This is a genomic window from Rhodococcus sp. RD6.2 (assembly GCF_001040705.1).
Classification (GTDB): Bacteria; Actinomycetota; Actinomycetes; order Mycobacteriales; family Mycobacteriaceae; genus Rhodococcus_G.
The window spans coordinates 638,560-662,332 of record NZ_CVQP01000005.1 but is presented as its reverse complement, the minus strand read 5'-3'; the positions used below and the strand labels follow the sequence as shown (position 1 = coordinate 662,332).

24 protein-coding genes are annotated in these 23,773 nt (G+C 67.8%); 12 read left to right on the top strand and 12 right to left on the bottom strand.

Annotated elements, in window-relative coordinates:
* Window positions 1–120: 120 nt before the first annotated feature.
* Window positions 121–726 carry an Rv1733c family protein gene (locus RHCRD62_RS25770; RefSeq protein WP_157050852.1) on the top strand — a complete coding sequence of 202 codons (606 nt, stop codon included), beginning with the start codon at window positions 121–123 and terminating at the stop codon, window positions 724–726.
* A gap of 1,351 nt (window positions 727–2,077) precedes the next feature.
* Here RHCRD62_RS25770 and RHCRD62_RS09450 read toward each other — a convergent pair.
* From RHCRD62_RS09450 to RHCRD62_RS09430, 5 genes are all read right to left on the bottom strand, one after another.
* Window positions 2,078–2,731: a PaaI family thioesterase gene (locus RHCRD62_RS09450; RefSeq protein WP_050064399.1), complete on the bottom strand. Its 654-nt coding sequence runs from the start codon at window positions 2,729–2,731 to the stop codon at window positions 2,078–2,080.
* Between the two features lie 51 nt (window positions 2,732–2,782).
* Window positions 2,783–3,664: a universal stress protein gene (locus RHCRD62_RS09445; RefSeq protein WP_050064398.1), complete on the bottom strand. Its 882-nt coding sequence runs from the start codon at window positions 3,662–3,664 to the stop codon at window positions 2,783–2,785.
* Window positions 3,665–3,688: 24 nt separating this feature from the next.
* Window positions 3,689–4,459 carry a SigB/SigF/SigG family RNA polymerase sigma factor gene (locus tag RHCRD62_RS09440; protein ID WP_050064397.1) on the bottom strand — a complete coding sequence of 257 codons (771 nt, stop codon included), beginning with the start codon at window positions 4,457–4,459 and terminating at the stop codon, window positions 3,689–3,691.
* The gene (locus tag RHCRD62_RS09435) at window positions 4,459–4,872 is read right to left on the bottom strand and encodes an ATP-binding protein (RefSeq protein WP_050064396.1); all 414 of its coding nucleotides are present in this window, start codon (window positions 4,870–4,872) and stop codon (window positions 4,459–4,461) included. The genes RHCRD62_RS09440 and RHCRD62_RS09435 overlap by 1 nt, the downstream gene beginning before the upstream one ends.
* A gap of 177 nt (window positions 4,873–5,049) precedes the next feature.
* Window positions 5,050–5,733, bottom strand: a complete 684-nt coding sequence (locus tag RHCRD62_RS09430; RefSeq protein WP_050064395.1) for a PAS and ANTAR domain-containing protein — start codon at window positions 5,731–5,733, stop codon at window positions 5,050–5,052.
* Between the two features lie 221 nt (window positions 5,734–5,954).
* Between RHCRD62_RS09430 and RHCRD62_RS09425 the strand changes: the two genes are divergently transcribed.
* Complete coding sequence (locus tag RHCRD62_RS09425; protein WP_050064394.1) at window positions 5,955–7,079, top strand: carboxylate-amine ligase; 1,125 nt, start codon at window positions 5,955–5,957, stop codon at window positions 7,077–7,079.
* Window positions 7,080–7,112: 33 nt separating this feature from the next.
* Here the strand turns inward: RHCRD62_RS09425 and RHCRD62_RS09420 are convergent, their stop codons facing one another.
* Window positions 7,113–7,331, bottom strand: a complete 219-nt coding sequence (locus RHCRD62_RS09420; RefSeq protein ID WP_050064393.1) for a DUF6480 family protein — start codon at window positions 7,329–7,331, stop codon at window positions 7,113–7,115.
* Window positions 7,332–7,449: 118 nt separating this feature from the next.
* Between RHCRD62_RS09420 and RHCRD62_RS09415 the strand changes: the two genes are divergently transcribed.
* Window positions 7,450–8,139 (top strand): methyltransferase, encoded by a 690-nt coding sequence (locus tag RHCRD62_RS09415; RefSeq protein ID WP_084734185.1) that lies wholly within the window; start codon window positions 7,450–7,452, stop codon window positions 8,137–8,139.
* A complete protein-coding gene (locus RHCRD62_RS25425) occupies window positions 8,123–8,383 on the top strand; it encodes a CDGSH iron-sulfur domain-containing protein (protein WP_367379637.1) in 261 nt (86 codons plus the stop codon). The genes RHCRD62_RS09415 and RHCRD62_RS25425 overlap by 17 nt, the downstream gene beginning before the upstream one ends.
* Here RHCRD62_RS25425 and RHCRD62_RS09410 read toward each other — a convergent pair.
* The 5 genes from RHCRD62_RS09410 to RHCRD62_RS09390 all read right to left on the bottom strand — a co-directional run bounded on the left by RHCRD62_RS09410 (window position 8,346) and on the right by RHCRD62_RS09390 (window position 12,391).
* A complete protein-coding gene (locus RHCRD62_RS09410; RefSeq protein WP_050064392.1) occupies window positions 8,346–10,736 on the bottom strand; it encodes an ATP-binding cassette domain-containing protein in 2,391 nt (796 codons plus the stop codon). The genes RHCRD62_RS25425 and RHCRD62_RS09410 overlap by 38 nt on opposite strands.
* Window positions 10,737–10,825: 89 nt before the next feature.
* Window positions 10,826–11,236: a VOC family protein gene (locus RHCRD62_RS09405; RefSeq protein WP_050064574.1), complete on the bottom strand. Its 411-nt coding sequence runs from the start codon at window positions 11,234–11,236 to the stop codon at window positions 10,826–10,828.
* Window positions 11,237–11,246: 10 nt separating this feature from the next.
* A complete protein-coding gene (locus tag RHCRD62_RS09400) occupies window positions 11,247–11,693 on the bottom strand; it encodes a helix-turn-helix transcriptional regulator (RefSeq protein ID WP_216596620.1) in 447 nt (148 codons plus the stop codon).
* A 43-nt stretch (window positions 11,694–11,736) separates the two neighbouring features.
* Window positions 11,737–12,036, bottom strand: coding sequence for a hypothetical protein (locus RHCRD62_RS09395; protein WP_050064391.1), 300 nt, complete (start codon window positions 12,034–12,036; stop codon window positions 11,737–11,739).
* A gap of 121 nt (window positions 12,037–12,157) precedes the next feature.
* The gene (locus tag RHCRD62_RS09390) at window positions 12,158–12,391 is read right to left on the bottom strand and encodes a hypothetical protein (RefSeq protein ID WP_157050851.1); all 234 of its coding nucleotides are present in this window, start codon (window positions 12,389–12,391) and stop codon (window positions 12,158–12,160) included.
* Between the two features lie 203 nt (window positions 12,392–12,594).
* Here RHCRD62_RS09390 and RHCRD62_RS09385 point away from each other — a divergent pair, with 203 nt between their 5' ends.
* From RHCRD62_RS09385 to RHCRD62_RS09350, 8 genes are all read left to right on the top strand, one after another.
* Window positions 12,595–13,482: a non-homologous end joining protein Ku gene (locus RHCRD62_RS09385; protein ID WP_050064389.1), complete on the top strand. Its 888-nt coding sequence runs from the start codon at window positions 12,595–12,597 to the stop codon at window positions 13,480–13,482.
* 96 nt (window positions 13,483–13,578) lie between these two features.
* On the top strand, window positions 13,579–15,693 hold the full coding sequence (locus RHCRD62_RS09380; RefSeq protein ID WP_050064388.1) for a catalase: 2,115 nt from the start codon (window positions 13,579–13,581) through the stop codon (window positions 15,691–15,693).
* 78 nt (window positions 15,694–15,771) lie between these two features.
* Window positions 15,772–16,041 (top strand): DUF7218 family protein, encoded by a 270-nt coding sequence (locus RHCRD62_RS09375; protein ID WP_050064572.1) that lies wholly within the window; start codon window positions 15,772–15,774, stop codon window positions 16,039–16,041.
* 34 nt (window positions 16,042–16,075) lie between these two features.
* Window positions 16,076–17,125, top strand: a complete 1,050-nt coding sequence (locus RHCRD62_RS09370) for an iron-containing redox enzyme family protein (RefSeq protein ID WP_050064387.1) — start codon at window positions 16,076–16,078, stop codon at window positions 17,123–17,125.
* Entirely contained in the window at window positions 17,122–18,477 is a 1,356-nt protein-coding gene (locus RHCRD62_RS09365; RefSeq protein WP_050064386.1) for a cryptochrome/photolyase family protein, read from the top strand. Before RHCRD62_RS09370 ends, RHCRD62_RS09365 begins: the two co-directional genes overlap by 4 nt.
* Window positions 18,478–18,531: 54 nt before the next feature.
* Entirely contained in the window at window positions 18,532–20,199 is a 1,668-nt protein-coding gene (locus RHCRD62_RS09360) for an SLC13 family permease (RefSeq protein WP_050064385.1), read from the top strand.
* 55 nt (window positions 20,200–20,254) lie between these two features.
* On the top strand, window positions 20,255–21,619 hold the full coding sequence (locus tag RHCRD62_RS09355) for a TIGR01777 family oxidoreductase (RefSeq protein ID WP_050064384.1): 1,365 nt from the start codon (window positions 20,255–20,257) through the stop codon (window positions 21,617–21,619).
* A complete protein-coding gene (locus tag RHCRD62_RS09350; RefSeq protein ID WP_050064383.1) occupies window positions 21,616–23,079 on the top strand; it encodes an SDR family oxidoreductase in 1,464 nt (487 codons plus the stop codon). Before RHCRD62_RS09355 ends, RHCRD62_RS09350 begins: the two co-directional genes overlap by 4 nt.
* Window positions 23,080–23,125: 46 nt before the next feature.
* Here the strand turns inward: RHCRD62_RS09350 and RHCRD62_RS09345 are convergent, their stop codons facing one another.
* Complete coding sequence (locus tag RHCRD62_RS09345; protein WP_050064382.1) at window positions 23,126–23,719, bottom strand: lipocalin family protein; 594 nt, start codon at window positions 23,717–23,719, stop codon at window positions 23,126–23,128.
* Window positions 23,720–23,773 lie beyond the last annotated feature (54 nt).

The following is a 23,773-nucleotide window of genomic DNA, read 5'->3' as shown; positions in this document are numbered from 1 at the left end:
TTCCGCGGGAACTGTCGGCTCTCGATTGAGTGACGGGTGGACGACGATCCGGGACCTTACGCCTCTATAGCCCGGAGCGGAGGCGCGAGATAGTTGCGATGCTCGACCGGGGAGAACACTATGTCGGATAGCGCCTTCTCTGCTCCAGGCCGCTGGTGGCGGCTTCGGCCCTGGAACACCAACACCCTCATGCGCCCCAGTGATCGGCTCGAAGGTGTCCTGATTCTTGTGATCGCGGGTGTTGTGGCACTGTCGATCCCAGTTGCCGGCGCTGTGGGCACGAGTACCTACAGCCGCCTGAGTGATATCGCGGACAGCCAGCGTGAGCAAGTCCATCAAGTCACTGCAGTGCTCACCGATGACGCCCCTCAAAGGTTGATCGGAACCACCATGTCGAATCAAGCTTTCGTTGAGCAGGCGCCCGCCCAGTGGTCGGTGAACGGTGTGGCGCATGCTGGGCCGGTTCCTGCCGAAGTGGGGGACAAGGCCGGTCAGACGGTGAGTATCTGGATCGACCCCGCAGGAGCGCCCACAGGAGCTCCTCGCTCGAGTACGGAAAATGCAGCCGCTGCTCTCGGGGTGACGGTCGGTGCCTGGGCATTGTGCTCGGCAACGTGCGGGCTTGTCATCCTCGGGCTTCATTGGCTGACCGACAGAATCCGTCTGCGCCAGTGGCAACGTGAATGGGAACGCGTAGATCGAAGCACCGGATGGTCGTTGAGCTGACACCGATCAGCGAAGGTCTGGAGATCGCCGCGGCGCGTCTTTCTTCTGCAGCTGCGGGCGATTCGGTGAGGGAGACCATGGATTCGCCCAACCGAGCGCGGGACCGGACACGCCGCGAACGCTGGTCGTGGTCGTGGTCGTGGTCGTGGTGGCTCTGCTCCTGGCAGCCTCGGTCCGGGTGGTGAAGCAGTGCGAGTTCCGAATCGCTCCGGAAGCCGCCCAGACCTTCGGTCGGACTTGGTTCCTGACTGGACCATGTCCCCGGCCAATGTGGGGATCCGCAGGTTCCGATGAACAAGCCTGGGAACCAGCTGGTGTCCAGAGCAGTGGTGTTGAGCCCATGCGCCACGACGTCCACCTCGATTTCTCATTGCAATGCCGCGGCCGGAATGGCGAAGGTCCAAGGCCAGGGATGGGGGGGATATCCGGGCACCTTCATCACATCCAGGATCGCCGATCGCGACCGCTCCACCGATTGAAGCGCGCCCGGTTCAGGTTCGGATGGCGTGGTCCGTCGTTGCGTCCAACTGGGGAGGCTCGCCCAACAGGGGAGCCTTGACGCAACACGCACAGAAGGAATGCGACAAGCATTGCAGCACTGCATGTTTCATGGATAATCGCAATTATCCACGAAAGTCGGAAGTGGGTGCGGCCGGGCTCGATGGGGAGGAGCGCCGCCGCTCGGCGGCAGGTCGGAGGTCGAGTCGGGTTGACGGCGACTCGGACGGGATGCGCATCAGGAACACATGACGGCCGGATGACTGCGGCGCACGCTGGACGCCGTGCGCGGTGCGGCCTGCGGTCCGGACAATGTCGCCGGCGCGGAGGCGGTCCAGCCAGGGGGTGTTCCGGCCCTGGACTGACTGGAGCGCCTGTGGTCAGTCCGTGGGCTTACTGTCGGCACTCGGGTCGGTCTCGATCCTTGGGTCGACCCTTTCAGGGGACGGCCCCCGAAAGGAAAAGTGACATAATGTTCCTTATCGGGTGCGGCGTTGAACTGCGGTGATAATCGCATCGTGCGCCTGCGCATCACGATTCGGCTCGGTAGCCACAAGACCGACCGCCACACCGGCCGTTGCGGCATTGGTGGGCTATTTCCCGCGTGTGCGCCCGGTGCGCGGCGTCGAAGCTGTCGTCATCTGATCGACGATCGGTTCGGGTCGACGGCCACACTCTGGCGCCTTGCCGGGTCGAGACAACTTTCCCGGGGTCGCCGACGCGCTGCACCTGCGCCGCGACTTGGTGCTGATCCCCTCTCGTGAACTTCCACCACCTCAATACGTCACAGTGACGTATTGAGGTGGTGGAACCGCCTCGTAGGATCGACGCAGAATCAACGACGACGGGTCGTTCAGTGCTGCCCGGGGTTGAGTTTGATGAACAGCGCGTCCATTTCGGCGCACAGTCGGTCCCCGTCGTGCAGGGTGCCCTTGATGTACACCTTCCGGCCGTCGATCCGGTCGGCCCAGGTTCGGGCCTTCAGCGGTGTGTTGAGTGGCGTGATCGACCGGTACTGCACGGTCAGGTACGCGGTTCGGCTGACACCGCGGATGGCGACCGCCGAGGCGTAGCCGCCGAGATCGTCGAACGCCACCGCGACGTGACCGCCGTGTGCGGCATTGTTGCCTCCGAGGTGATAATCGCGGAAAGTGACCGTGGCGAAGACGCCGTCGTCGCCGACGTCGGTGATCTCGTACGGCGGAAGCGTGATGTTGCCGCGGGCCGGAAGGTCGACGCGGGTGCCTGCGGGCGAATGCCACTCGTCGATGCGAACCTCGGCGAGCTTGGCGTTGATCTCGGCGAGCTTGTCGATCAGCTCGTCGGTGAGCTCCGGAGTCGGGCACGCGTACCGAACGCGATCCATCAGCGTCCGCACCTGCTCGCTGAACTCTCCGTATCGTGGCCCGCCGCGCTCGGTGGTGATCGCCGCACGAGCGCGGAAGCCACCCTCGTGCGGATCCTCTACCTCGGTGGTCGTCTCGGGGCTCGTTGAACCGTCAGTCATGGGGTCGACCGTATCGGGAGGCCCCAGCCGTCCTGACGCTCCCCCACCCTGTCAGTTGCGCACGATCAGTATCGGGCAGGTCGTCCTGTGCAGGAGCGCGCGACTCGTGGACCCGAGGAGCATTCGCGCGAACCCACCACGTCCGCGACTGCCGACCACCAGCAGTTGTGCCCCCGCGGCCAACTCGACGAGCGAGTCGACGGGGCGATCCTTGACGACGACATTCCGCACGGTCACGTCCGGGTAGTCGTCGGCGAAGCCTCCCAGGCTCTCCGACAGTGCCGCTTGCTCGCGTTCCTGGATCGTCGGCCAGTGGAACGTCGGTTCGTGCGGCCTCAGCGCCGACAGGCTGACGTCGGACCAGGCATGGACGGCCGTCAGTTCGACGCCGCGCAAGGACGCCTCGATGAAGGCTTCCTCGATGGCGGGCTCACTGTTCGGTGTCCCGTCGACCCCCACGACGACGGCGTCACCCGATGTCGCCCGATCGGCGGACGGCTCGCGGATCACGGCGACCGGGCAGTCGGCATGCGCGGCGACCGCAATACTCACGGACCCGACGAGACCTCCGGTGATCTCGCCGTGGCCTCGCGAGCCGACGACCACCATCTGCGCCGCCGACGACAGTTCGACGAGTACACGACTCGGATTTCCGGGCACGAGTTCGGTGCTGATCGTGAGTGCGCCTGCTGACGCGGCGTTCTCCGCGATAGTGGCGGCATCGGAAAGGAGCCGGCGACGTTCGGGTTCCTGCTCCTCGAGGTATGCGGGTGGCAACCCGATGGGTACACCGGACCTGCCCTCGACGAACGCGGCATCGACGATGTGCAGTGGAGCGTGTCTGCGTTCGGCCGTCGCGGCCGCCCAGCGCACCGCCTCGTTGGACGAGCGGGACCCGTCCACTCCCACCAGGATGGGGACGCTCTCTGCCATCTACCGCTCCTTCCACTCCCCTGCTCAGGTCAGCTCGTCGCGCAGCCTGTCGAGTGTCCGTGTGAGGAGTCGGGACACGTGCATCTGGGAGATGCCCATCCGTTCGGCGATCTGCGACTGCGTGAGCCCGCCGAAGAACCGGAGCAGGACGAGGGTGCGTTCCCGTTCCGGAAGTCTCGACAGCGCTGGTTCCACCGTCGCATATCCTTCGACGGTTTCCAGTGATGCGTCATCGGTCCCGAGCGTGTCGACCAGTGGAACGTCGTCGCCGTCGTCGCGGACCGGGGTGTCCATCGAGATGGTTTGGTAGGCGCTGCCCGCGATCAGCGCTTCGGCGATCACGCCGGGGTCGGTGTCGAGTTCTGCAGCGATCTCCCGTGCTGACGGCGCGCGCCCGAGCCGTTGAACGAGGACCTCGACGGCCTTCCCGATCTCGAGGTGGAGATCCTTGAGTCGCCGCGGCACCCGCATCGCCCATCCCGCGTCGCGAAAGTGGTGGCGCACTTCGCCCATGATGGTGGGAACGGCGAAGGACACGAAGTCGGTGCCACGGGTGACGTCGAACCGGTCCACCGCGTTGAGGAGCCCGACCCGTGCCACCTGGAGGAGGTCGTCGTAGGGTTCGCCGCGCCCGCGGAAGCGGCGGGCGATGTGCTCGGCCAGTGGCAATGCGCGCGTGACGATGTCGTCGCGTAGTCGCTCCGCGTCGGCGGGACCGTCTGCGAGGCGTTGGAAGAGCGCGGTGAGGTCGTCGTACGCCCCGCCCGTGTTGGTGTCGTCGTCGCCGACTGGCACTAGGTACCGCTCCTGGAGGACTTGGTGAACTCCACGGTCGTGTGGAACCCGCCTCCCGGGCGTGGGGTGTGAGTCGTTGCGATGGTGTCGGTCACGGTTTTGAGCACGTGCCAGCCGAAGCTGTGCGGGTCCGGCACCGTGTCCGTGTGGGTGTCGATGTCGATGCGGACGGCGAGTTCATCGACCAGGAATTCGAAGCAACACACCAGGTCTGCGTCCGCTGCGGAGTCCTTGACGAGGACGGTGCAGATCTCGTCGACGGCGAGCTTGATGTCGGAGACGTGATCGAGGTTGAAATCGGTCAGGACGGCGATCACCTCGGCCACGGCCCTGAGCACGGGGAGTTGCCCGTCTTCCGCTCGCACTCGCAGTTCGACGGGAGTGCGGGACGTCGCCACTTCGGACAGTGCCATGTTGTCCTCCGGCCTGTGCGCTTCAGGTGATGTGCAGGTCCGTTCACTCGCGCTTCGACGTCAGCGTACCCGCGTCCGCGTTTCTCGAAACCGTCCTCCGTAGCCGACGAATTCGGCGCATTGGCGCTACTCGGCGGTGCGGTGAGCGGCACGGTCCGGGTGCGCCGCAGGGTGCGGTCAGGCGGTCGGTTGCTCGACGTCGTGGGGTATCCGCTCGTGAACGGTGAGCAGTAGGTGATCGAACACCGAGCGCAGCCCGCTGGGTGCGTTGACGGCCTCGGTGAACTCTGCGACCAGCTGCTGGGCGAGTAATCGGATCTTGACGTTGCTCTCCTGGGATCGCCACGTCAGGACGTCGAACGCGCGGTCCGCGCTGATTCCGTAGACGAGCATCAGCGCGCCCTTGGCCTGTTCGATGGCTGCCCGTGACCGAACGATGTCGGCGAGCGTGCCTTGGCTTTCGGCCTGTGGGGTGTCGCTGTCGAGTTCGGTGTCGCTGTCGAGTTCGACGTAGAAGCCGGCTGTTCCGACGAGTTCACCGTCCTTGTCGACTTCCTGATCGGCTACGACGAGGACGTGCCGGGTGTGGCCTGTCGTGTCGACGATCCGATGGCGGCTGCAGAAGGGGGCGCCCTTCTCGACCGTTTCGGCGAGGGTGGCGGCGACCTCAGGGCGGTCGTCGGGATGCTTGTGCGCGAGCAGCAGTTCGGTTGTCGGTGTGACGGTGCCTGGTGCGTAGCCGTGCATGGCGGCGACTTCCTTGGACCATTCCCACTGCTGTTCGCGGAGGGTGAATCGGAAGCTCCCGACTCGGTGGCAGGAGCCGGCGCCGAGCACTCGGTCGATGTCCGACGCGTCCACGGCGAACCTCCTCGTCAGGGGTGCGGGCGCCACGGTGTTCCCGTGAGTCGAACCTAGCCGCATCGGAAGGGGAAGGAAAGGAGCGTTCGCGAGCTGCGGAGGGGTGTCCGGCGGGTGCCGTGGCCTGTGTGGAGGTGTTTGTTTCCGTTGGCTCGGCGAGTATCCCGGGCGTCGCACCCGTTGAGCGTTTATCGGGGCGGGTAGGCGGGCACTTCTCCAGAGTGAACGAGTCAGAGTGCGGCGGCCCGTCGGTCGGTGTCGAGGAGGAGTTCCTCCTGGTGGACCCGGTGAGCGGCGTTCCGAGTCTGCGCAACGAGAGGGTGGCTTCCTGCGCTCGCGCCGCGGGCCTCGCGTTGCAGCTGGAATTGTCGCAGTGCCAGGTGGAGACCAATTCGCCGGTGTGCCACGACAGTGACAGCTTGCGTGATCGGCTCCTGGAGATGAGGAAGGTCGCGGCGGCGGCGGCGATGCGGGAGGGGTGCCGCCTTGTTGCCACCGGAACCCCGATGGTCGGGCCTCCTCGGATGCCCATCAGCAATTCCGATCGGTACCGGGAGATGGAGAGCCGTTTCGGCATCGTGTCCACCGAGCAGGCGGTGTGCGGGTGTCATGTGCATGTCGATGTTCCGGACCGGGAGTTGGCCGTTCAGGTGTGCAATCACGTTCGGCCGTGGCTTCCGACGATTCTGGCGCTTGGTGCGAACAGCTCCGTCAACCGCGGCGTCGACAGTGGTTTCGAGAGTTGGCGGTCGGTGCTGTGGTCCCGTTGGCCGGGTTCGGGTCCGCCGCCGCTGTTCGATTCGGCAGAACACTACGGACGGACGGTCGCGGCCTTCGTCGACGCGGGCGTTCTCATGGACGAGCGGATGGTGTACTGGGACATTCGACCGTCGTGCCACCTGCCGACGGTGGAGGTACGGGTCGCGGACGTTCAGCCGACAGTCGATCGGGCGGTGTTGGTCGCGACTTTGGTGCGGGCGCTGGTGATGACGTCGATTCGCGCGGTCGAGGCGGGCGAACCGCCGCCGCGCGTGGCACTGGAGGTGCTGCGCGCCGCGAACTGGCTCGCGGCCCGGGACGGACTGGTGGGGCGTGCGCTCGATCCGTGGACGGCGCGGCCCGCCGCCGCCGGTGACCTGCTCGCCGCGTTGGTGGTGCATGTGCGGGACTCGCTCGACGAGCTTGGTGAGCACGACCGTGTGACCCGGTCGCTGGAGTGGGTGTGGCGATCGGGAACCGGTGCGGACTGGCAGCGGCGCATGCTGGTGGAACTCGGAGATCCCGCTCGCGTGGTGGAGCTTGCGGCGGCTCGGACCCTGTACGAGCGGGAGCGGGTCACCGACTGATCCGGCTGCTGCGCGGCGCGGGGCCGCGATCGATCACATGACGATCGCCACTATCACCACCAGGAGGAGGACGATGATCGCCGCAACGGAGATCAATGTCGCTGCGCTTGGGGGTGAGAATCGGAGATTGGTGCGCGGCTCGGGTTCCGAGAGTCCGGAGGTGTGCGCCGACTCCGGGGGCGTCGCGACGGGCGGGACTCCGGTGTCGAGGTCGGGGGTGCGGTCCGGGTCCGGATCGGGAGGTGTGGACACGGCGTCTCCTTCCGTCGGGTCGCCTCACGGGTCGACATGGCGTTCTTTCGGGATACCCGAACGGGTCGGCGCGCACACACCGCGTTTCGGTCTCGACGCGTCGGGGTATGTCGTGACCATGTCCCCTTCCGAGACTGTTCGCGCTGAGCGCGCCACCCGGCCCGGTGTCCTGCGGTTACCCGGCGTCTACGCCCCGCAAGCCGATACGTGGCTGCTCGCCGACACTCTGCGTACGGCCGGTGTCCCGAACGGCGCCAAGATCCTCGACTACTGCACCGGAAGCGGGGCGGTGGCGCTGGCCGCGGCCGACTGCGGTGCGTCCGAGATCGTGGCGGTCGACGTGTCCACCCGGGCAGTCGTGTCCGCGTGGTTGAACTCGTGGTGGCGGCGGTTGCCCATCCGGGTCGCGCGCGGTGGACTCGACGTCGCGCGCCGGCGGGGCCCTTACGACGTGGTGGTCGCCAATCCCCCGTACGTCCCGATCTCCGGCGACGGGACCGCGCAGTCCCGCAACTGGGATGGCGGCCCGAGTGGCCGCCGTGTCGTCGGTCCGCTGTGCCGGCAGGTGCGTTCGCTCCTGCGGCCGGGTGGGTTCGCGCTGATCGTGCACTCCGAGGTCGCGGGCATCGCCCATACTGTCGGGGAGTTGCGCGCAAGCGGATTGAAGGCCGCTCCGGTCGCGCGTACCCGAGTCCCGTTCGGGCCGGTCATGTCCCGGCAGTCCGCCAACCTGACCGCGAGTGGTCTCATCGAACTCGGTCAGAACTGGGAGGAACTGGTGGTGATCCGCGGTGACCGCCCGGACTGAGTCGGACACCGACGCGGTACCCGAGTGGAACGGCCAGGAAGCCCAGGTGGTCCGCCGGGTACCCGGCGGACCCGTCCTGGTTCGCGGCCCGGTGCGGCTCATTGCCGACGACGGGCGGGAAGTGGTCTGTGATCGGTTCGTTGTCGCGGTGTGCCGGTGTCGCCTGAGTTCGATTCATCCCCTGTGCGACACCAGCCACCGGGAGCTCAGGCGCCCACGTACTCCGCCAGATGCTTGCCGGTGAGGGTCTGCCCGTTGGCGACGAGGTCCGCGGGGGTGCCCTCGAAGACGATGCGGCCGCCGTCGTGTCCGGCGCCCGGCCCGAGGTCGATGATCCAGTCGGCGTGTGCCATGACCGCCTGGTGGTGTTCGATCACGATGACGGACTTGCCGGAGTCGACGAGCCGATCTAGCAGGGCGAGGAGGTTTTCGACGTCGGCGAGGTGCAGGCCGGTGGTCGGTTCGTCGAGGACGTAGACGTCGCCCTTCTCCCCCATGTGCGTGGCGAGCTTGAGTCGTTGGCGTTCGCCGCCGGACAGCGTGGTGAGGGGCTGCCCGATCTTCACGTAGCCGAGCCCGACGTCGGCGAGACGCTGCAGAATCTTGTGTGCGGCAGGAAGTTTCGCGTCTCCGGAACCGAAGAACGCTTCGGCTTCGGCGACGGACATGCCGAGGACCTCGCTGATGTCCTTGCCGCCGAAGGTGTAGTCGAGGACCTCCATCTGGAATCGTTTGCCCTCGCACACCTCGCACGGCGTGGACACCCCGGCCATCATCGCCAGGTCGGAGTAGATGACGCCCGCGCCGTTGCAGTTCGGGCACGCGCCTTCGGAGTTGGCACTGAACAGGGCGGGTTTGACGCCGTTGGCCTTGGCGAACGCCTTGCGGATCGGTTCGAGCAGTCCGGTGTAGGTGGCGGGGTTGCTGCGCCGGGAACCCTTGATCGCGCCCTGGTCGATGGCGACCACGCCGTCGCGTTTGGACACCGATCCGTGGATCAGTGAACTCTTGCCGGAGCCGGCGACGCCGGTGACGACGACGAGGACGCCGAGTGGGATGTCGACGTCGACGCCCTGCAGGTTGTGGGTGTCGGCGCCGCGGACCTCCAGTGCGCCCGTCGACGCGCGGAACGAGTCCTTCACGGTGGAGCGGTCGTCGAGGTGACGCCCGGTGACGGTGTCGCTGGCGCGCAGTTCGTCGACGGTGCCTTCGAAGACGATGTGGCCGCCGTCGCTGCCCGCACCCGGGCCGAGGTCGACGACGTGGTCGGCGATCGCGATGGCTTCCGGCTTGTGCTCGACGACGAGGACGGTGTTGCCCTTGTCCCGCAACTGCAGCAGCAGGTCGTTCATCCGCGCGATGTCGTGGGGGTGCAGGCCGATGGTGGGTTCGTCGAACACGTACGTCACGTCGGTCAGCGACGATCCGAGGTGCCGGATGAGTTTGGTGCGCTGCGCCTCGCCGCCGGACAGGGAGCCCGCCGGACGTTCGAGGCTCAGGTAGCCGAGGCCGATGTCGACGAACGAGTCGAGCGTTTCACAGAGGGACTTCAGCAGTGGTGCCATCGACGGCTCGGCGAGTCCACGGACCCACTCGGCGAGGTCGCTGATCTGCATGGCACAGACGTCGGCGATGCTGACACCGTTGATCTTCGAGGAGCGGGCCTCGGCGCTGAGGCGGGTGCCCTCGCAGTCGGGGCACGTCTGGAAGGTGATCGCACGGTCCACGAACGCCCGGATGTGCGGCTGCATCGCCTCCCGGTCCTTGGATAGGAACGACTTCTGGATCTTCGGGATGAGGCCTTCGAACGTGACGTTGACGCCCTCGACCTTGACCTTCGTCGGTTCCTTGTAGAGGAGGTCGTTCAGCTGCTTCTTCGTGAACTTCGAGATGGGCTTGTCGGGGTCGAAGAATCCGCAGCCGCGGTAGATCCGGCCGTACCAGCCCTCCATGCTGTAGCCGGGGATGGTCAGTGCGCCTTCGTTGAGGGACTTGCTGTCGTCGTACAGCGCGGTGAGGTCGAAGTCGGAGACGTTCCCACGGCCCTCGCAGCGCAGACACATGCCGCCGGTGACGCTGAAGCTGCGCCGCTCCTTCACCTCCCGGCCACCCTTCTCCATGGTGATCGCGCCGGCGCCACTGACCGAGGCGACGTTGAAGGAGAACGCCTGCTGCGAGCCGATGTGCGGAGTTCCGAGGCGGCTGAACAGGATTCGCAGCATCGCGTTCGCGTCGGTGGCGGTCCCGACCGTCGATCTGGGGTTGGCGCCCATGCGTTCCTGGTCGACGAGAATGGCCGTCGTGAGTCCTTCGAGGACGTCGACGTCGGGGCGCGCGAGCGTGGGCATGAAGCCCTGAACGAACGCGCTGTACGTCTCGTTGATCATGCGCTGCGATTCGGCGGCGATCGTCGCGAACACCAGCGAGCTCTTGCCCGAGCCGGACACGCCGGTGAACACGGTCAGTCGGCGTTTCGGGAGGTCGACGTCGACGTTCTGCAGGTTGTTCTCGCGGGCACCGTGCACGCGGATCAGGTCGTGGCTGTCGGCCGCATGCGATGCGGTGGGCTGCGTGGTCGACCTGGTGGCCGTGGTCATCGTGTCTCCATCCTGTGCGGGGCCCGCTCCCCTGGCGTGTTCGAGAACGCTGTGCGAACGAGTATGTCCGATTGGGCGCGCCCGGTTCGTCAGCTCGCCTGCTGGATCCGGATCATGTTGCCCGCGGGATCGCGGACCGCGCAGTCGCGCACGCCGTACGGCTGGTCGGTCGGTTCCTGGATCACCTCGGTGTCACCGGCGGCCAGCTTCTCGAACGTTCCGTCGAGGTCGGGGGTCGCCAGCAGGAGGCTGCCGTACGTGCCCTTCGCCATCATCTCGCTGATGAGCCGACGCTCGTCGTCGGTGACGCCGGGGCTGGCCTCGGGCGGGTACAGGACGATCGACGTCTCGGGTTGGCCGGCCGGCCCGACGGTGAGCCAGCGCAGCCCGTTGTAGCCGACGTCGTTGCGCACTTCGAAGCCGAGCGTGTCGCGGTAGAACGCGAGAGCCGCGTCCGGGTCGTTCTGCGGAAGGAAGCTGGAGTGGATGGTGAGTTTCATGGAACTCACGCTAGGGGCCGTTCGTCACCGCCGCTTCTCGATTCCTGATCGGTCTGGTGACCTGCTTGGCAACGCACGACGGCATGCCCTCGGTCGCCATTGCCGCTTCGCGCCGGTAGACGCTCGGTGGAACCCCGACGAGTTCGGTGAATCGCGTACTGAACGTTCCGAGCGACGAACAGCCGACCTGGAAGCACACGTCGGTGACGCTGAGGTCGCCGCGCCGGAGCAGGGCCATCGCCCGCTCGATGCGTCGGGTCATCAGATAGCTGTACGGGGCCTCGCCGTACGCGAGCCGGAACTGCCTGCTCAAGTGACCTGCGGACATGCTCACCTGACGGGCGAGAGCCTCCACGTCGAGGGGGTGGGCGTAGTCCCGGTCGATGCGGTCGCGGACCCGCCGCAGTAACGCCAGGTCGCGCAGGCGCTGCTCGTTGCCCGTTCGCGCGGTCACCATTCGATCGTGTCACGCTCTCTGAAATGGCATGGCACCGGACTGCTCAGTGGCCGAGCTGACCTGTCAGATGCTGTCCTTCCAGGTGCTTCACATGGGCATGTTCTGCGAGCACGATGCCCGCTCCCGCGACGAAGAACAGCACACACAGGATGGCGCCGAGGATCGCCCAGCCGGCGAATCCGTAGCCGGCGGCGACGAGGGTCATGCCCATCGTCGCGATGCCGAGGAAGACCAGACCGTATCCCGGCCAGTTACGTGAGTCGTCGATGGCTTCACCGGGGTGTTCCCGGGTGGTGTGGGCCTGGTCGATGGGAAGGTCTTTCTTGCGGTTCTTTCCACGCATGTCGATCGCCTCCGCAACAGTCGTCGAGGATGTTTCTGCTGAGCGCGCGTGTTCGAGACTTCGTACTCGGTCTACCACGCGGCTCTGTAGCCGTCCACAGGACGTGGCGTGGGAGGAGTCCTCAGATCATCACGCCGGCCAGCGCGACACAGCAGGCGGTTCCCGCAGCGACGAGGCCCGTCAGGCCGGGTGAACCCGTGAGTAGGGCGGCGGTGACGCCGACCGGGCATGCAGAGATCAACGCGATGAGCGCGGTGTTCCGGCGCCCTCGATCGGGTCGGCGATGCGCGCCGAGTGGTGCAGGAGCACCGTGGTTCGCAGAGACGGCGTGATTCACCGGTAGAGCATGGGTCATGGTTGGCGACCTTCTGTCGATTCGGCTACCGGACAACCGGCGCTCGGAGACGTGGGGCTGCTTTCTCAACCAGTTCCGGTTCTACCACGAGAACTGCGACCGGGCCAGGGGACGGGCTTCCGGACGCCGGTGCCATGCGTCCCGTTTCGGTGCGCGCCGGAACGGGAATACCGAGGCCGGCTGTCGTGGCGAGGAGGTGACTGATGCGGTCGATGTGGAAGGGGACCGTCACGTTCGGGCTCGTCGCGATCCCGATCCGGTTGTACGCGGCCACCCAGGACCAGAAGCTGTCGTTTCACCAGGTACACATCCCGGACGGGTCTCGCGTGCAGCATCGTCGATTCTGTGCGGCGGAGGACACGGAGGTGCCGTACGACGAGATCGGGAAGGGCTACGAAACGGCGGACGGCCAGATGGTGGTCCTGACCGACGAGGATCTCGCCGGCCTGCCACTTCCGAGCGCCCACACCATCGAGGTCCTCGCGTTCGTGCCCATCGAATCCGTCGATCCGATCCACTTCGATCGCACCTACTTCCTCGAACCGGAGAAGTCGGCGGTGAAACCGTTCGTGATGCTGCGGGACGCGATGGGCAAGTCGGGGCGGGTAGCGGTCACGAAGGTGGCCATCCGCCAGCGGGAGTCACTTGCGTTGCTGCGTGTGTACAAGGACGACATCGTCGTCGAGACGATGCTGTGGCCCGAGCAGGTGCGCACCCCGGACTTCGACTTTCTCGGTACCGACCCACCCCAGGTCGGTGCGAAGGAGATGAAGATGGCAGCGCAACTAATCGATGCCATGGCCGAACCGGTCTTCGACCCGGACGCCTACCGCGACGAGTACCAGCAGGCGCTGAAGGAACTCGTTCGCAACAAGATCGAAGGCGGCGACACCACGACGCCCCCGTCGGCGGCGGGCACGTCCGACGACGAGGTCTCGAGCCTTCTCGAGGCTCTGGCGAGCAGCGTCGAGGCGTCCCGCGGGTCGACACCCGAGAAGTCCCGGCCGAGGAAGGCGCCGTCGAAGAAGGCACCCGCCAAGAAGGCTGCCGCGAAGAAGCCTGCGCGTGCGTCGAAGCGGAAGGGGTCGTAGCCGCGGCATCGCCCGGACAGCGTCGACGGGTTTGGCGCCGAATCGCTCCGGGTATGCCGCGACTGCCATGTGACTCGAATTCGGGAGGTGCCAGGGATGGTCGACAGGAACGACTCGGGCAGGAACGAGAAGGACCTACGCCTCGACCAGGCGAGAGTGGACAGGTCGTCCGGTCACCTGACGACGCAGCAGGGCGTCGGTGTCACGCACACCGACGATTCGGTGACAGCCGGCCAGCGTGGACCCACCCTCCTGGAGGATTTCCATTTCAGGGAGAAGATCACTCATTTCGACCATGAACGCATCCCGGAACGGGTGGTGCACGCGCGCGGTGCGGGCGCCTACGGGGTGTTTCGCCCCTACGACGACACGCTTGCCCGCTACACGTCGGCGGAATTCCTGACGGACCCCACCGTAGAGACGCCGGTGTTCGTTCGATTCTCGACGGTCGCCGGATCCCGTGGATCGGCGGACACGGTTCGCGACGTGCGCGGTTTCGCGACGAAGTTCTACACCCGCCAGGGGAACTACGACCTCGTCGGCAACAACTTCCCGGTGTTCTTCATCCAGGACGGCATCAAGTTCCCCGACCTGATCCATGCGGTGAAACCGGAGCCCGACAACGAGATCCCGCAGGCGCAGTCGGCGCACGACACGTTCTGGGACTTCGTGTCGCTGCAGCCGGAGACGTTGCACACGGTGCTGTGGCTGATGTCGGATCGTGCGCTCCCCCGCAGCTATCGGATGATGCAGGGCTTCGGCGTCCACACGTTCCGGTTGGTCGACGCGGAGGGCCGCGGCACCTTCGTCAAGTTCCACTGGACACCGACGCTCGGGGTGCATTCGCTGCTGTGGGAGGAGTGCCAGCAGATCGCGGGCAAGGACCCGGACTTCAACCGCCGCGACCTGTGGGATGCGATCGAATCCGGGCAGTTCCCCGAGTGGGAGTTGGGTGTGCAGTTGATCCCGGAATCCGATGAGGGCTCGTTCCCGTTCGACCTTCTGGACGCGACGAAGCTGGTCCCGGAGGAGACGGTGCCCGTGACACCGGTCGGGAAGCTGGTGCTCAACCGCAATCCGGACAATTTCTTCGCCGAGACGGAGCAGATCGCGTTCCACACCGCGAACCTCGTGCCGGGCATCGACTTCACCGACGATCCGTTGCTTCAGGCCCGCAACTTCAGCTACCTCGACACCCAACTGATTCGTCTGGGTGGCCCGAACTTCGCGCAGATCCCGGTGAATCGGCCGATCGCCGACGTGGTGACGAATCAGCAGGACGGATACGGGCAGCAGCGAATTCCGAAGGGCCGCACCGCCTACACGGAGAACACGCTCGGAGGCGGGTGCCCGGCGCTCGCCGGAGACGGGGGCTTCCGGCCGCATTCCGGGCGGGTCGACGGCCCGCGGACGAGGATCCGGCCCGAGAGCTTCCAGGACCACTACAGCCAAGCCCGGATGTTCTGGTCGAGCATGTCCGACGTCGAGCAGAACCACATCGTCGCCGCGTTCGGCTTCGAACTCGGGAAGGTGCGGACGGCCGACGTCCGGGCCGGGGTTCTCGCGCAACTGAACCTCGTCGATCACGCCCTGGCGGAGCGGGTGGCCTCGCAGGTGGGTCTGCCTGCGCCGGACCACGACGTGCTCCTCGACGCCGGCGTCCGTTCCCCTGCCCTGTCGCAACTCGGGGGTGAAGCCGCCGGGATCGCCACCCGCAAGGTCGCGGTTCTCGTCGCGGACGGGGTCGACGTCGTCGGTGTGCAGCGACTGCAGGCAACCCTCGAGGATCAGGGTGCGGTGATCGAGCTGCTGGCACCGACCGAGGGCATGGTCAGTGGCGGGTCGGGTGGCTCGTTGCGGGCGGATCGGGCGATCAGCACGATGGGGTCGGTGCTCTACGACGCCGTGGTCCTCCCGTGCGGGCCGTCGAGCGTCGCAGCGCTCACCGAGGACGGTTACGCGGTGCACTTCCTCACCGAGGCGTACCGGCACCTCAAGCCCGTCGCGGCCTTCGGTGCGGGCGTCGACCTGCTTCGGGCACTGGGATTCCGGGAGCGGCTCGCGGAGGGCACCGCCGTGGTCGCCGAGCGTGGGGTGGTCACCTCCGCCGCGGCGGGCGACGATCTGCCGACGGCCCTGTTCACCGGCTTCGCGGAGGCCGTGGCGGCGCATCGCGCGTGGGACCGCGACACCGCGTGGGTGCCGGCCTGAGGGCGGGATCCACGTTTGCCGACCCCCTTCGCCGGGTACACCCGGGGAGACCTGCTCGACGAGCGAGGGGAGGCACTGATGCCGAAGAACAGTTCGGATCCGCACCTGAAGGACCAGGAGTTGTACGAGGAACTGCGCAAGCAGGGTGACTCGAAGGAGAAGGCCGCACGGATTTCCAATGCGGCCGCGGCGCGGGGCCGCAGCAGTGTCGGGCGCAAGGGCGGGCACGGCGAATCGTACGAGGACCGCACCGTGCCCGAACTGCGGACGCGAGCGAAGGAGATCGGCTTGACGGGATACTCGTCGATGAACAAGTCGAAGCTGATCAGTGCGCTTCGGAATCACTGATGCCTGCGGATGTCGCTGAGCGGAGGTCCCTGCGATGACGGTGGATATCGATGTGCGGGCCCGGACCCTGCCGATGCCCCGCGGCCCCGTGTCGTGCTGGGTGATCGCCACGCTCGGGGACGGCCCGGCGGGATCGATGCGACCGAACCCGGGGCTCGAGCATGCGGACCCGCTGGGCGGCGACCTCCAGTTGGCGCTGCAGGTCTGTTACGAGATCCACTACCGCGGGTTCGTCGGTGTCGACCCGGACTGGGAGTGGGATCCGGACCTGATCCGCTTGCGGGGCCAGATGGAACGTCGATTTCTTCGGCGTCTGCGGTCCGAGGTGGCAGGCGGGGCCGACGCGGACGCCGAACTGGATTCGGTGTCGGTCGCGGAGGCCGGTGACGGTTCGGTCGCGGCGTACCTGCGCGATCAGGGCACCTGGGACCAGATGCGGGAGTACTTCGCGCACCGGTCGATCTATCACCTGAAGGAGGCGGACCCGCTGGCGTGGGCGATACCCCGGTTGCAGGGTGCGCCGAAGGCGGCGTTCGTCGCGGTGGAGTTCGACGAGTTCGGGGGCGGTGACGGCGAGCGGATGCATTCTCGGTTGTTCTCCGACCTGCTGCGCGCCGCCGATCTGGACGCCGGCTATCTCGGGTATCTGGACGACGTTCCGCCGGAGACCCTCGCGACGGTGAACCTGGTGTCGACGTTCGGCCTGCACCGCAGCCTGCGGGGCGCGCTGGTCGGCCACTTCGCGACCGCCGAGGCGACGACCCCGCCGAGCGCCAAGGCGCTGGTCGCGGGGCTCGAGCGGATGGCCGCGCCGGCGGAGTGTGTGCTGTTCTACACCGAGCACGTCGAGGCCGATGCCGTGCACGAGCAGGTGTTGCGCCGCGATGTCGTCGATGGTCTGCTGGCCGCCGAACCCGAACTGGCCGCCGACGTCGTGTTCGGTGTCCAGGCCACCGAGTTCCTCGAGGGCAGGCTCGCCGCGCATCTGCTGCACAGCTGGTCGGCGGATGTGAGTTCGCTGCTCGCCGTGCGTGAGCCGTGGGCGGGCCCGGTGGCGGCCCGAGCGTCGACAATGGACGGATGAGTAGATCCGCGATCGTCTGGTTCCGCCGCGACCTGCGCCTGTTCGATCTGCCCACGCTCCTGTCGGCGGCCGACGACGCGGACAGCGCGGTGGCGTTGTTCGTGCTCGACGACGCGTTGCTGGGTCCGTCGGGTGGGCCGCGGCAACGGTTCCTGTTCGAATGCCTGCGCGCTCTCGACGAGGATCTGGGTGGCCGGCTGCTGGTCGTCCACGGCGATCCGGTCGAGGCGGTGCCCGCGGCGGTTGCCGAGTTCGGCGGCGCTTCCGTGCATGTCAGCGCCGATCACGGCCCATACGGGGCGCGCCGCGACGAGGCGGTCGCGGGGGCGCTCGGCGCGGTGCCGCTGATCCGGGCGGGATCGCCGTATGCGGTGTCCCCGGGGCGGGTCGTCAAATCGGACGGGACGCCGTATCGGGTGTTCACGCCGTTTCGTCGGGCCTGGCTCGATCACGGGTGGCGCGCACCCGCGGACACCGGTGCGGGCACCGTCGAGTGGATCGACCCGGCCCGGTCACCGTTGCGGGTGCCGATCCCGTCCGCCGACGATCCGACCGGCCCGCCCCTCCCCCCGGCCGGTGAATCGGCGGCGCTGCGACGCTGGCAGGAGTTCCGCGACGACGACCTCGCCCGGTATGCCGACGACCGCGACCGACCGGACCTCGACGTGACGAGTCGGCTGTCCCCGTACCTGAAGTTCGGTTGCATCCATCCGCGCACGGTGCTCCGCGACCTCGCGGGCCGCTCCGACGACGCCGCCGCGACACTGCGGAGCGAGTTGGCGTGGCGGGATTTCTACGCGGACGTGCTGCACCACCGACCGGACACGGCGCGCGGCAACTACAACCACCGCTTCGACGCCATCGAACACGACACCGGCGCGGACGCCGACCGCGCGTTCGAGGCGTGGGCGCAGGGCCGCACCGGGTTCCCGATCGTCGACGCGGGGATGCGGCAACTGCTCGCGGAAGGGTGGATGCACAACCGGGTCCGGATGATCGTCGCGTCGTTCCTCACGAAGGACCTGCATGTGCCGTGGTGGCGTGGGGCGCGGCATTTCATGCAATGCCTCGTCGACGGCGATCTCGCGTCGAATCAGCACGGCTGGCAGTGGACGGCGGGCTGCGGCACCGACGCGGCCCCGTACTTCCGGGTGTTCAATCCGACCGCGCAGGGCGAGAAGTTCGATCCGACAGGCGAGTACGTGCGTCGGTGGGTCCCCGAACTGCGCGGTGTCGCGGGCAAGCGGGTGCACAGCCTTCCGGATGGTCCACCGCCCGGGTATCCGGCGCCGATCGTCGACCACGCGCACGAACGGCGGGTCGCACTCGATCGCTACAAAAGGATCGGTTGACACGCGGACCGTCGCGTCGAGCGGATCACGGCCCGAGTTGACACGATCTCTCGTATGGCGTTGATCGCGGCTCTGATCGTGGTGGTGACCCTGGTCGTGATGACGACCGGTGCGGTGCCCGCGGTGTTGGCGTTGACGACTGCCCTGGTGGTGGCGGGCATTGTGGGGATCGCGACACCGGCGGAGCTGTTCGCGGGCCTGAGCAACGGTGGTGTCATCACGATCGCCGCGATGCTGGTGATCGCGAAGGGCGTGCTGCACACGGGTGCGGTGTCTCGCCTGACGCACCTGCTGTTGTCCGGGGTGCGGACGTCCGGGCAGGTGTTGCGCAGGTTGATCCCGTCGGTCGGGTTGGTGTCGGCGCTGATCAACACCACTCCGATCGTGGCGATGTTGATTCCGGCGGCGAAGGAGTTGCAGCAGCGCACGGGCATTCCGGCGCGGGGACTCCTGCTGCCGGTCGCGCATGCGACGACCCTGGCGGGGTCGGCGACGCTGATCGGGACGAGCTCCAATCTGCTGATCGCGGGCCTCGCGGAGCCCGACGGGGTGCATCTGACGATGTTCTCGTTCGTGCCGATCGCGGTTCCGGTGGCGGTCGTCGGGTGGGCGGTGCTGATGGTGACGGCGCCCCGGATGCTGGGCGGGCGACCCGATTCCCACGAGCGGGAGCTGTCCTGGCAGGCGGAGATTCCGATCTCTGCGCGTGCTCTCGCGATCGGCCGGACCGCGGTCGAGATGGAGGTGGCGTCGACGGCCGAGTTCGAGTTGGTGGAGATCAGGCGGTGGGGCGATCACGTCGACGCGGACGTGCCGCTGCAGGAGGGCGACACGCTGGTGTTTCGCTCGACGGAGGGTGGTGTGCGGATGCTGTGGGCGAACCCGGTTTTCGGTCTGGCTCCGCAGCGCCTGTTCCTGGTGGCGATCGCCACGAGCGAGCAGAAATCGGTGCGGGACCTCGAGGAGGACGAGGACGTCGTGGTGATCGCGGCGCAGACGACGGGTCTGCTGCGCGAAGCTCCCGCGGAGCCCGGCGAACTGTGCTTGGTGACTGCGGAATCGGCCGACGCGCTCGCCGAGAATCCGCTGGTGGCGCTGTGGCGGGAGTTGGAGGGCACGGCGCCGCAGACCGCGAAGACGTGGCTCGCCGTCGCCATCCTCGTAGGGACGATCGTGTCGGCGTCGTTCGGGCTGGCCGCGGTGGAGTTGTGTGCGGTGGCGGGCGCGGTGCTGATGGTGATCACCGGCGTCCTGACACCCCGGTCCGCGGTTCGGGCGCTGAACTGGAACATCCTGGCGATCATCGCGGGCTCGGTGGGGCTGGGCACGATCGTCGTCCAGAGCGGTCTCGGCGGCTACGTGTCCGACGCGGTCCTCGCGCTGGCGAGCGGCAACACCCTCCTGGTGGTGTCGGTGTTCGTGGTCGGGACGATGCTGCTGACGAACGCGGTCACCAATGCCGCGGCGGCGGCGATCCTGACCCCGATCGCCCTGGAGGTCGCGGCGGTCGTGGGACTGAACCCGGTGCTGCTGCTCACGTTGATCGGCACCTGCATCTCGTTCACGTTCCTCAACCCGTACAGCCACCAGTCGAACCTGATGGTGATGCGGCCCGGCGGATACTCGTCACGGACATTTCTGCGGTTCGGTGTCCCCCTCACCCTCGCCGTGGCGGCGACGGCGATCGGTGTCGGGTGGTCGTTGCTCACGTTCGTGGGGTGATGGCAGGAGGCCGGTCTCCGTAGAGTCGAGGAAGCGTCCCGGGAAGGAGTTGGAGATGGGAATCGAGTACTCGTCCACCGTGCCCGAGTCGATCCGGGAGGTGTTCGACTGGCACGCCCGGCCGGGGGCGTTGCAGCGGTTGTTGCCGCCGTGGCAGCCGGTGGCGATGGTGTCGGAGTCGAAGTCCCTGGCGGACGGTCGCGCCGAGGTGTCCTTGCCGGGCGGGTTGCGGTGGGTCGCCGAGCACGATCCCGGTGCCTACGATCCGCCGCACCGGTTCGTAGACCGCGTCGCCCGCCACGGCCTGGCGTCGTTGCCGGTGGGCGCCGCGTTGTCGTGGCGACACGAGCACACCTTCACCGAGGTCGACGACGACTTCACGCGGATCACGGACCGGGTGGAGACCCCGGTTCCGGAGGCGCTGCTCCGGCAGATGTTCCTGTTTCGGCATCGGCAGTGCGCCGACGACCTGGCCGCGCACCGCGAGGCGCGGGAGCGGGGCACGGCCCTGTCGACGTTCGCGATCACCGGGGCGTCCGGCCTGGTGGGTACCGCGTTGACGGCTTTCCTGACCACCGGTGGACACCGTGTGGTGCGGCTGGTGCGGCACCGGCCTCGCAATGCCGACGAGCGGCAGTGGAATCCTGACGGTCCCGCCGCGGACCTCCTCGACGGCGTCGACGCGGTGGTGCACCTGGCCGGAGCGTCGATCGCGGGCCGGTTCACCGACAGGCATCGGGCTGCGGTGCGCGGCAGCCGGATCGGGCCGACCCGGCGCCTCGCCGAGGTCGCGGCGGCGACGGCAGGCGGCCCGCGTGCGTTCGTGTGCGCGTCCGCGATCGGTGTCTACGGGTACGACCGCGGCGACGACACACTCACCGAGGATTCCGAACGCGGCGACGGGTTCCTCGCGGACGTCGTCGCCGATTGGGAGGCCGCGACCGCGCCTGCATCCGACGCGGGGCTCCGGGTGGTGTGGGTCCGGACCGGGATCGTGCAGTCGCCACGGGGCGGCACCCTGCGGCTGATGCGGCCCCTGTTCGCGGCGGGGCTCGGCGGTCGGCTCGGCTCGGGCACCCAGTGGTTGTCATGGATCGACATCGACGACCTCGTCGACGTCTACCACCGGGCGCTGACCGATCCGGCGTTGTCGGGTCCGGTGAACGCGGTGGCGCCGACCCCCGTCCCGGCGGGCGAGTACGCGAAGACGCTTGCGTTCGTCCTGCGCAGGCCCGCGCTGCTGCCGGTCCCCGAGTTCGGTCCGCGGCTGCTGCTCGGCGAGCAGGGTGCCCGGGAGTTGGCGACCGCGAGCCAGCGCGTCACCCCGGAGGTGTTGGTGCGGGCCGGGCATCGCTTCCGTCGCGCCGGCCTCGAGGAGTCGCTGCGCCATCAGCTCGGGCACATCACGGTCTCGCCGTGACCGGGTCGAGCCGCATCCTCGTCACCGGCGGCACCGGGTATGTCGGTGGTCGGCTCGTCCCGAAGCTGGTCGAGTCGGGCTACCGGGTGCGGGTGCTCGCCCGCACACCGGACAAGTTGCGGGACGTGCCGTGGGCACGTGATGTCGAGGTGGTGCGCGGCGACCTCGACGACGCCGAATCGGTGCGGCGAGCATGCCGCGACGTCGACGTTCTCTACTACCTGGCGCATTCGATGGGCGGGCGGGGCGGATTCGAGGACGTCGAGCAGCGCTGCGCACGCAACGTCGCCGCCGCGGCCCGGGACGCCGGGGTCGGGCGGATCGTGTACCTCGGCGGGCTGCATCCGGAGACCGGTGAGTTGTCGCCGCATCTGCGGTCCCGGGCCGCGGTGGGCCGCATCCTCGTCGACTCCGCGGTGCCGACCCTCGTATTGCAGGCCGGTGTGGTGATCGGATCCGGGTCGGCGTCGTTCGAGATGATCCGCCATCTGAGCAATCGGCTGCCGGTGATGACGACTCCGCGTTGGGTGAACAACCGCATCCAGCCGATCGCGGTGCGGGATGTGCTGCACTATCTAGTCGGCGCTGCGACCGCGTCGTTGCCGCGCAGCCGGGTCGTCGACATCGGCGGCCCCGACATCCTGCGCTACGGAGAGATGATGCAGGTGTACGCGGAGGTGGCGGGGCTGCGACGGCGACGCATACTCGTGTTGCCGGTGCTGACGCCGCGGCTGGCCGGGCTGTGGATCGGGCTTGTGACACCGATCCCGCCGAGCCTGGGCAGGGCCCTGATCGAGTCGGTCGGCACGGACGCTGTGATGCGCGACCACGACGTCGACGGGCTGATCGCTCGCCCACCGGGCGGGCTGACCGGATACCGGGAGGCCGTGCGGCTGGCGCTGCAACGCATCGAGCGCGGCGAGGTGGAAACGACGTGGGCGAACGCGTCGTCGGCGCCCGCGGACCCGTTGCCCTCCGATCCGGACTGGGCGGGCGCAACAGCGTTCGTCGACGAACGCCATCTCGACTGCACCGTCGACCCGGCGTCGGTATGGGCGGTCGTCGAGGCGATCGGCGGTGAGAACGGCTGGTACTCGTTCCCGCTGGCGTGGGCGGTACGGGGGTGGCTTGACCGGGCCGTCGGCGGTGTCGGTCTGGTGCGGGGTCGCCGCGATCCCCGCACCCTGCACACCGGTGACGCGCTGGATTTCTGGCGGGTCGAACGCATCGACCGGCCTGATCTGCTGAGGCTGCGGGCCGAGATGCGGGCACCGGGCGGCGCGTGGCTCGAATGGCAGCTCACGGCCCTGCCCGCGGGCGGAACACGGATCCGGCAGCGCGCGGTCTTCCTGCCCAAAGGTGTTGCGGGGCGGCTGTACTGGTACTCGCTGGTCCCGTTCCATCGGGTGATCTTCGCGGGCATGCTCGAGAACATCGCCGGTGCCGCCGGCCGTCAGTAGCCGGCGCCGCCGGCGGGAGGGCAGCCGGCGGCGTCGGGTCCGTGGCCTAGACCATGCAGAGGGGGCGGATGTCCTGCAGGCCCTCGGTGGTCGGGGACGTCAACATCAGACACGAGTTGTAGCCCTGTGCCTCGACGACTCGTCGGATCTCCTGCCAGCCCGCCGCGTCCACGACGGGTGTCCGGGACAACACGAATCCGGACAGGCGATTGGGGTCGCCGACGAGCGCCCACGAGTAGTCGTCGGCGATGTGCGCGACGAGATAGTTGCTCGGACCGTCCGGTGAGCTCTGTCCCGGCACGGACGGGAACGAGACGTGCAGTTCGGCGGGGCCGTTGACGCGGGCGTTGCCGACGATGCCGCGGCGGTCACCGGTGACGGTGGTACACGAGTTCTCCACCCGAACATCGTTGTCGTCGACGAGGCTGTAATTGGCGGTGGTGTCGCGGACGCAGTCGAGGTTGAAGGGGGCTGGGTTGGCGGCGAGTTGATGCCAGGTGCCGAGATAGCGCGGCAGGTCGACGCGCTCCACCGGGGTGAGCGGGGCCCACGGCGCGGCCTGTGCCGCGACGGTACCTGCGAGCGGCAGTGCGGCGGCGCAGCAGGCAATCGTCGCGGCGATTCGTCTGGTCCAGTTCACGTCGTTCGCTCCTACGGTCGGTCGATCGGGGCACCTCGGCCACCGACGAGTGGG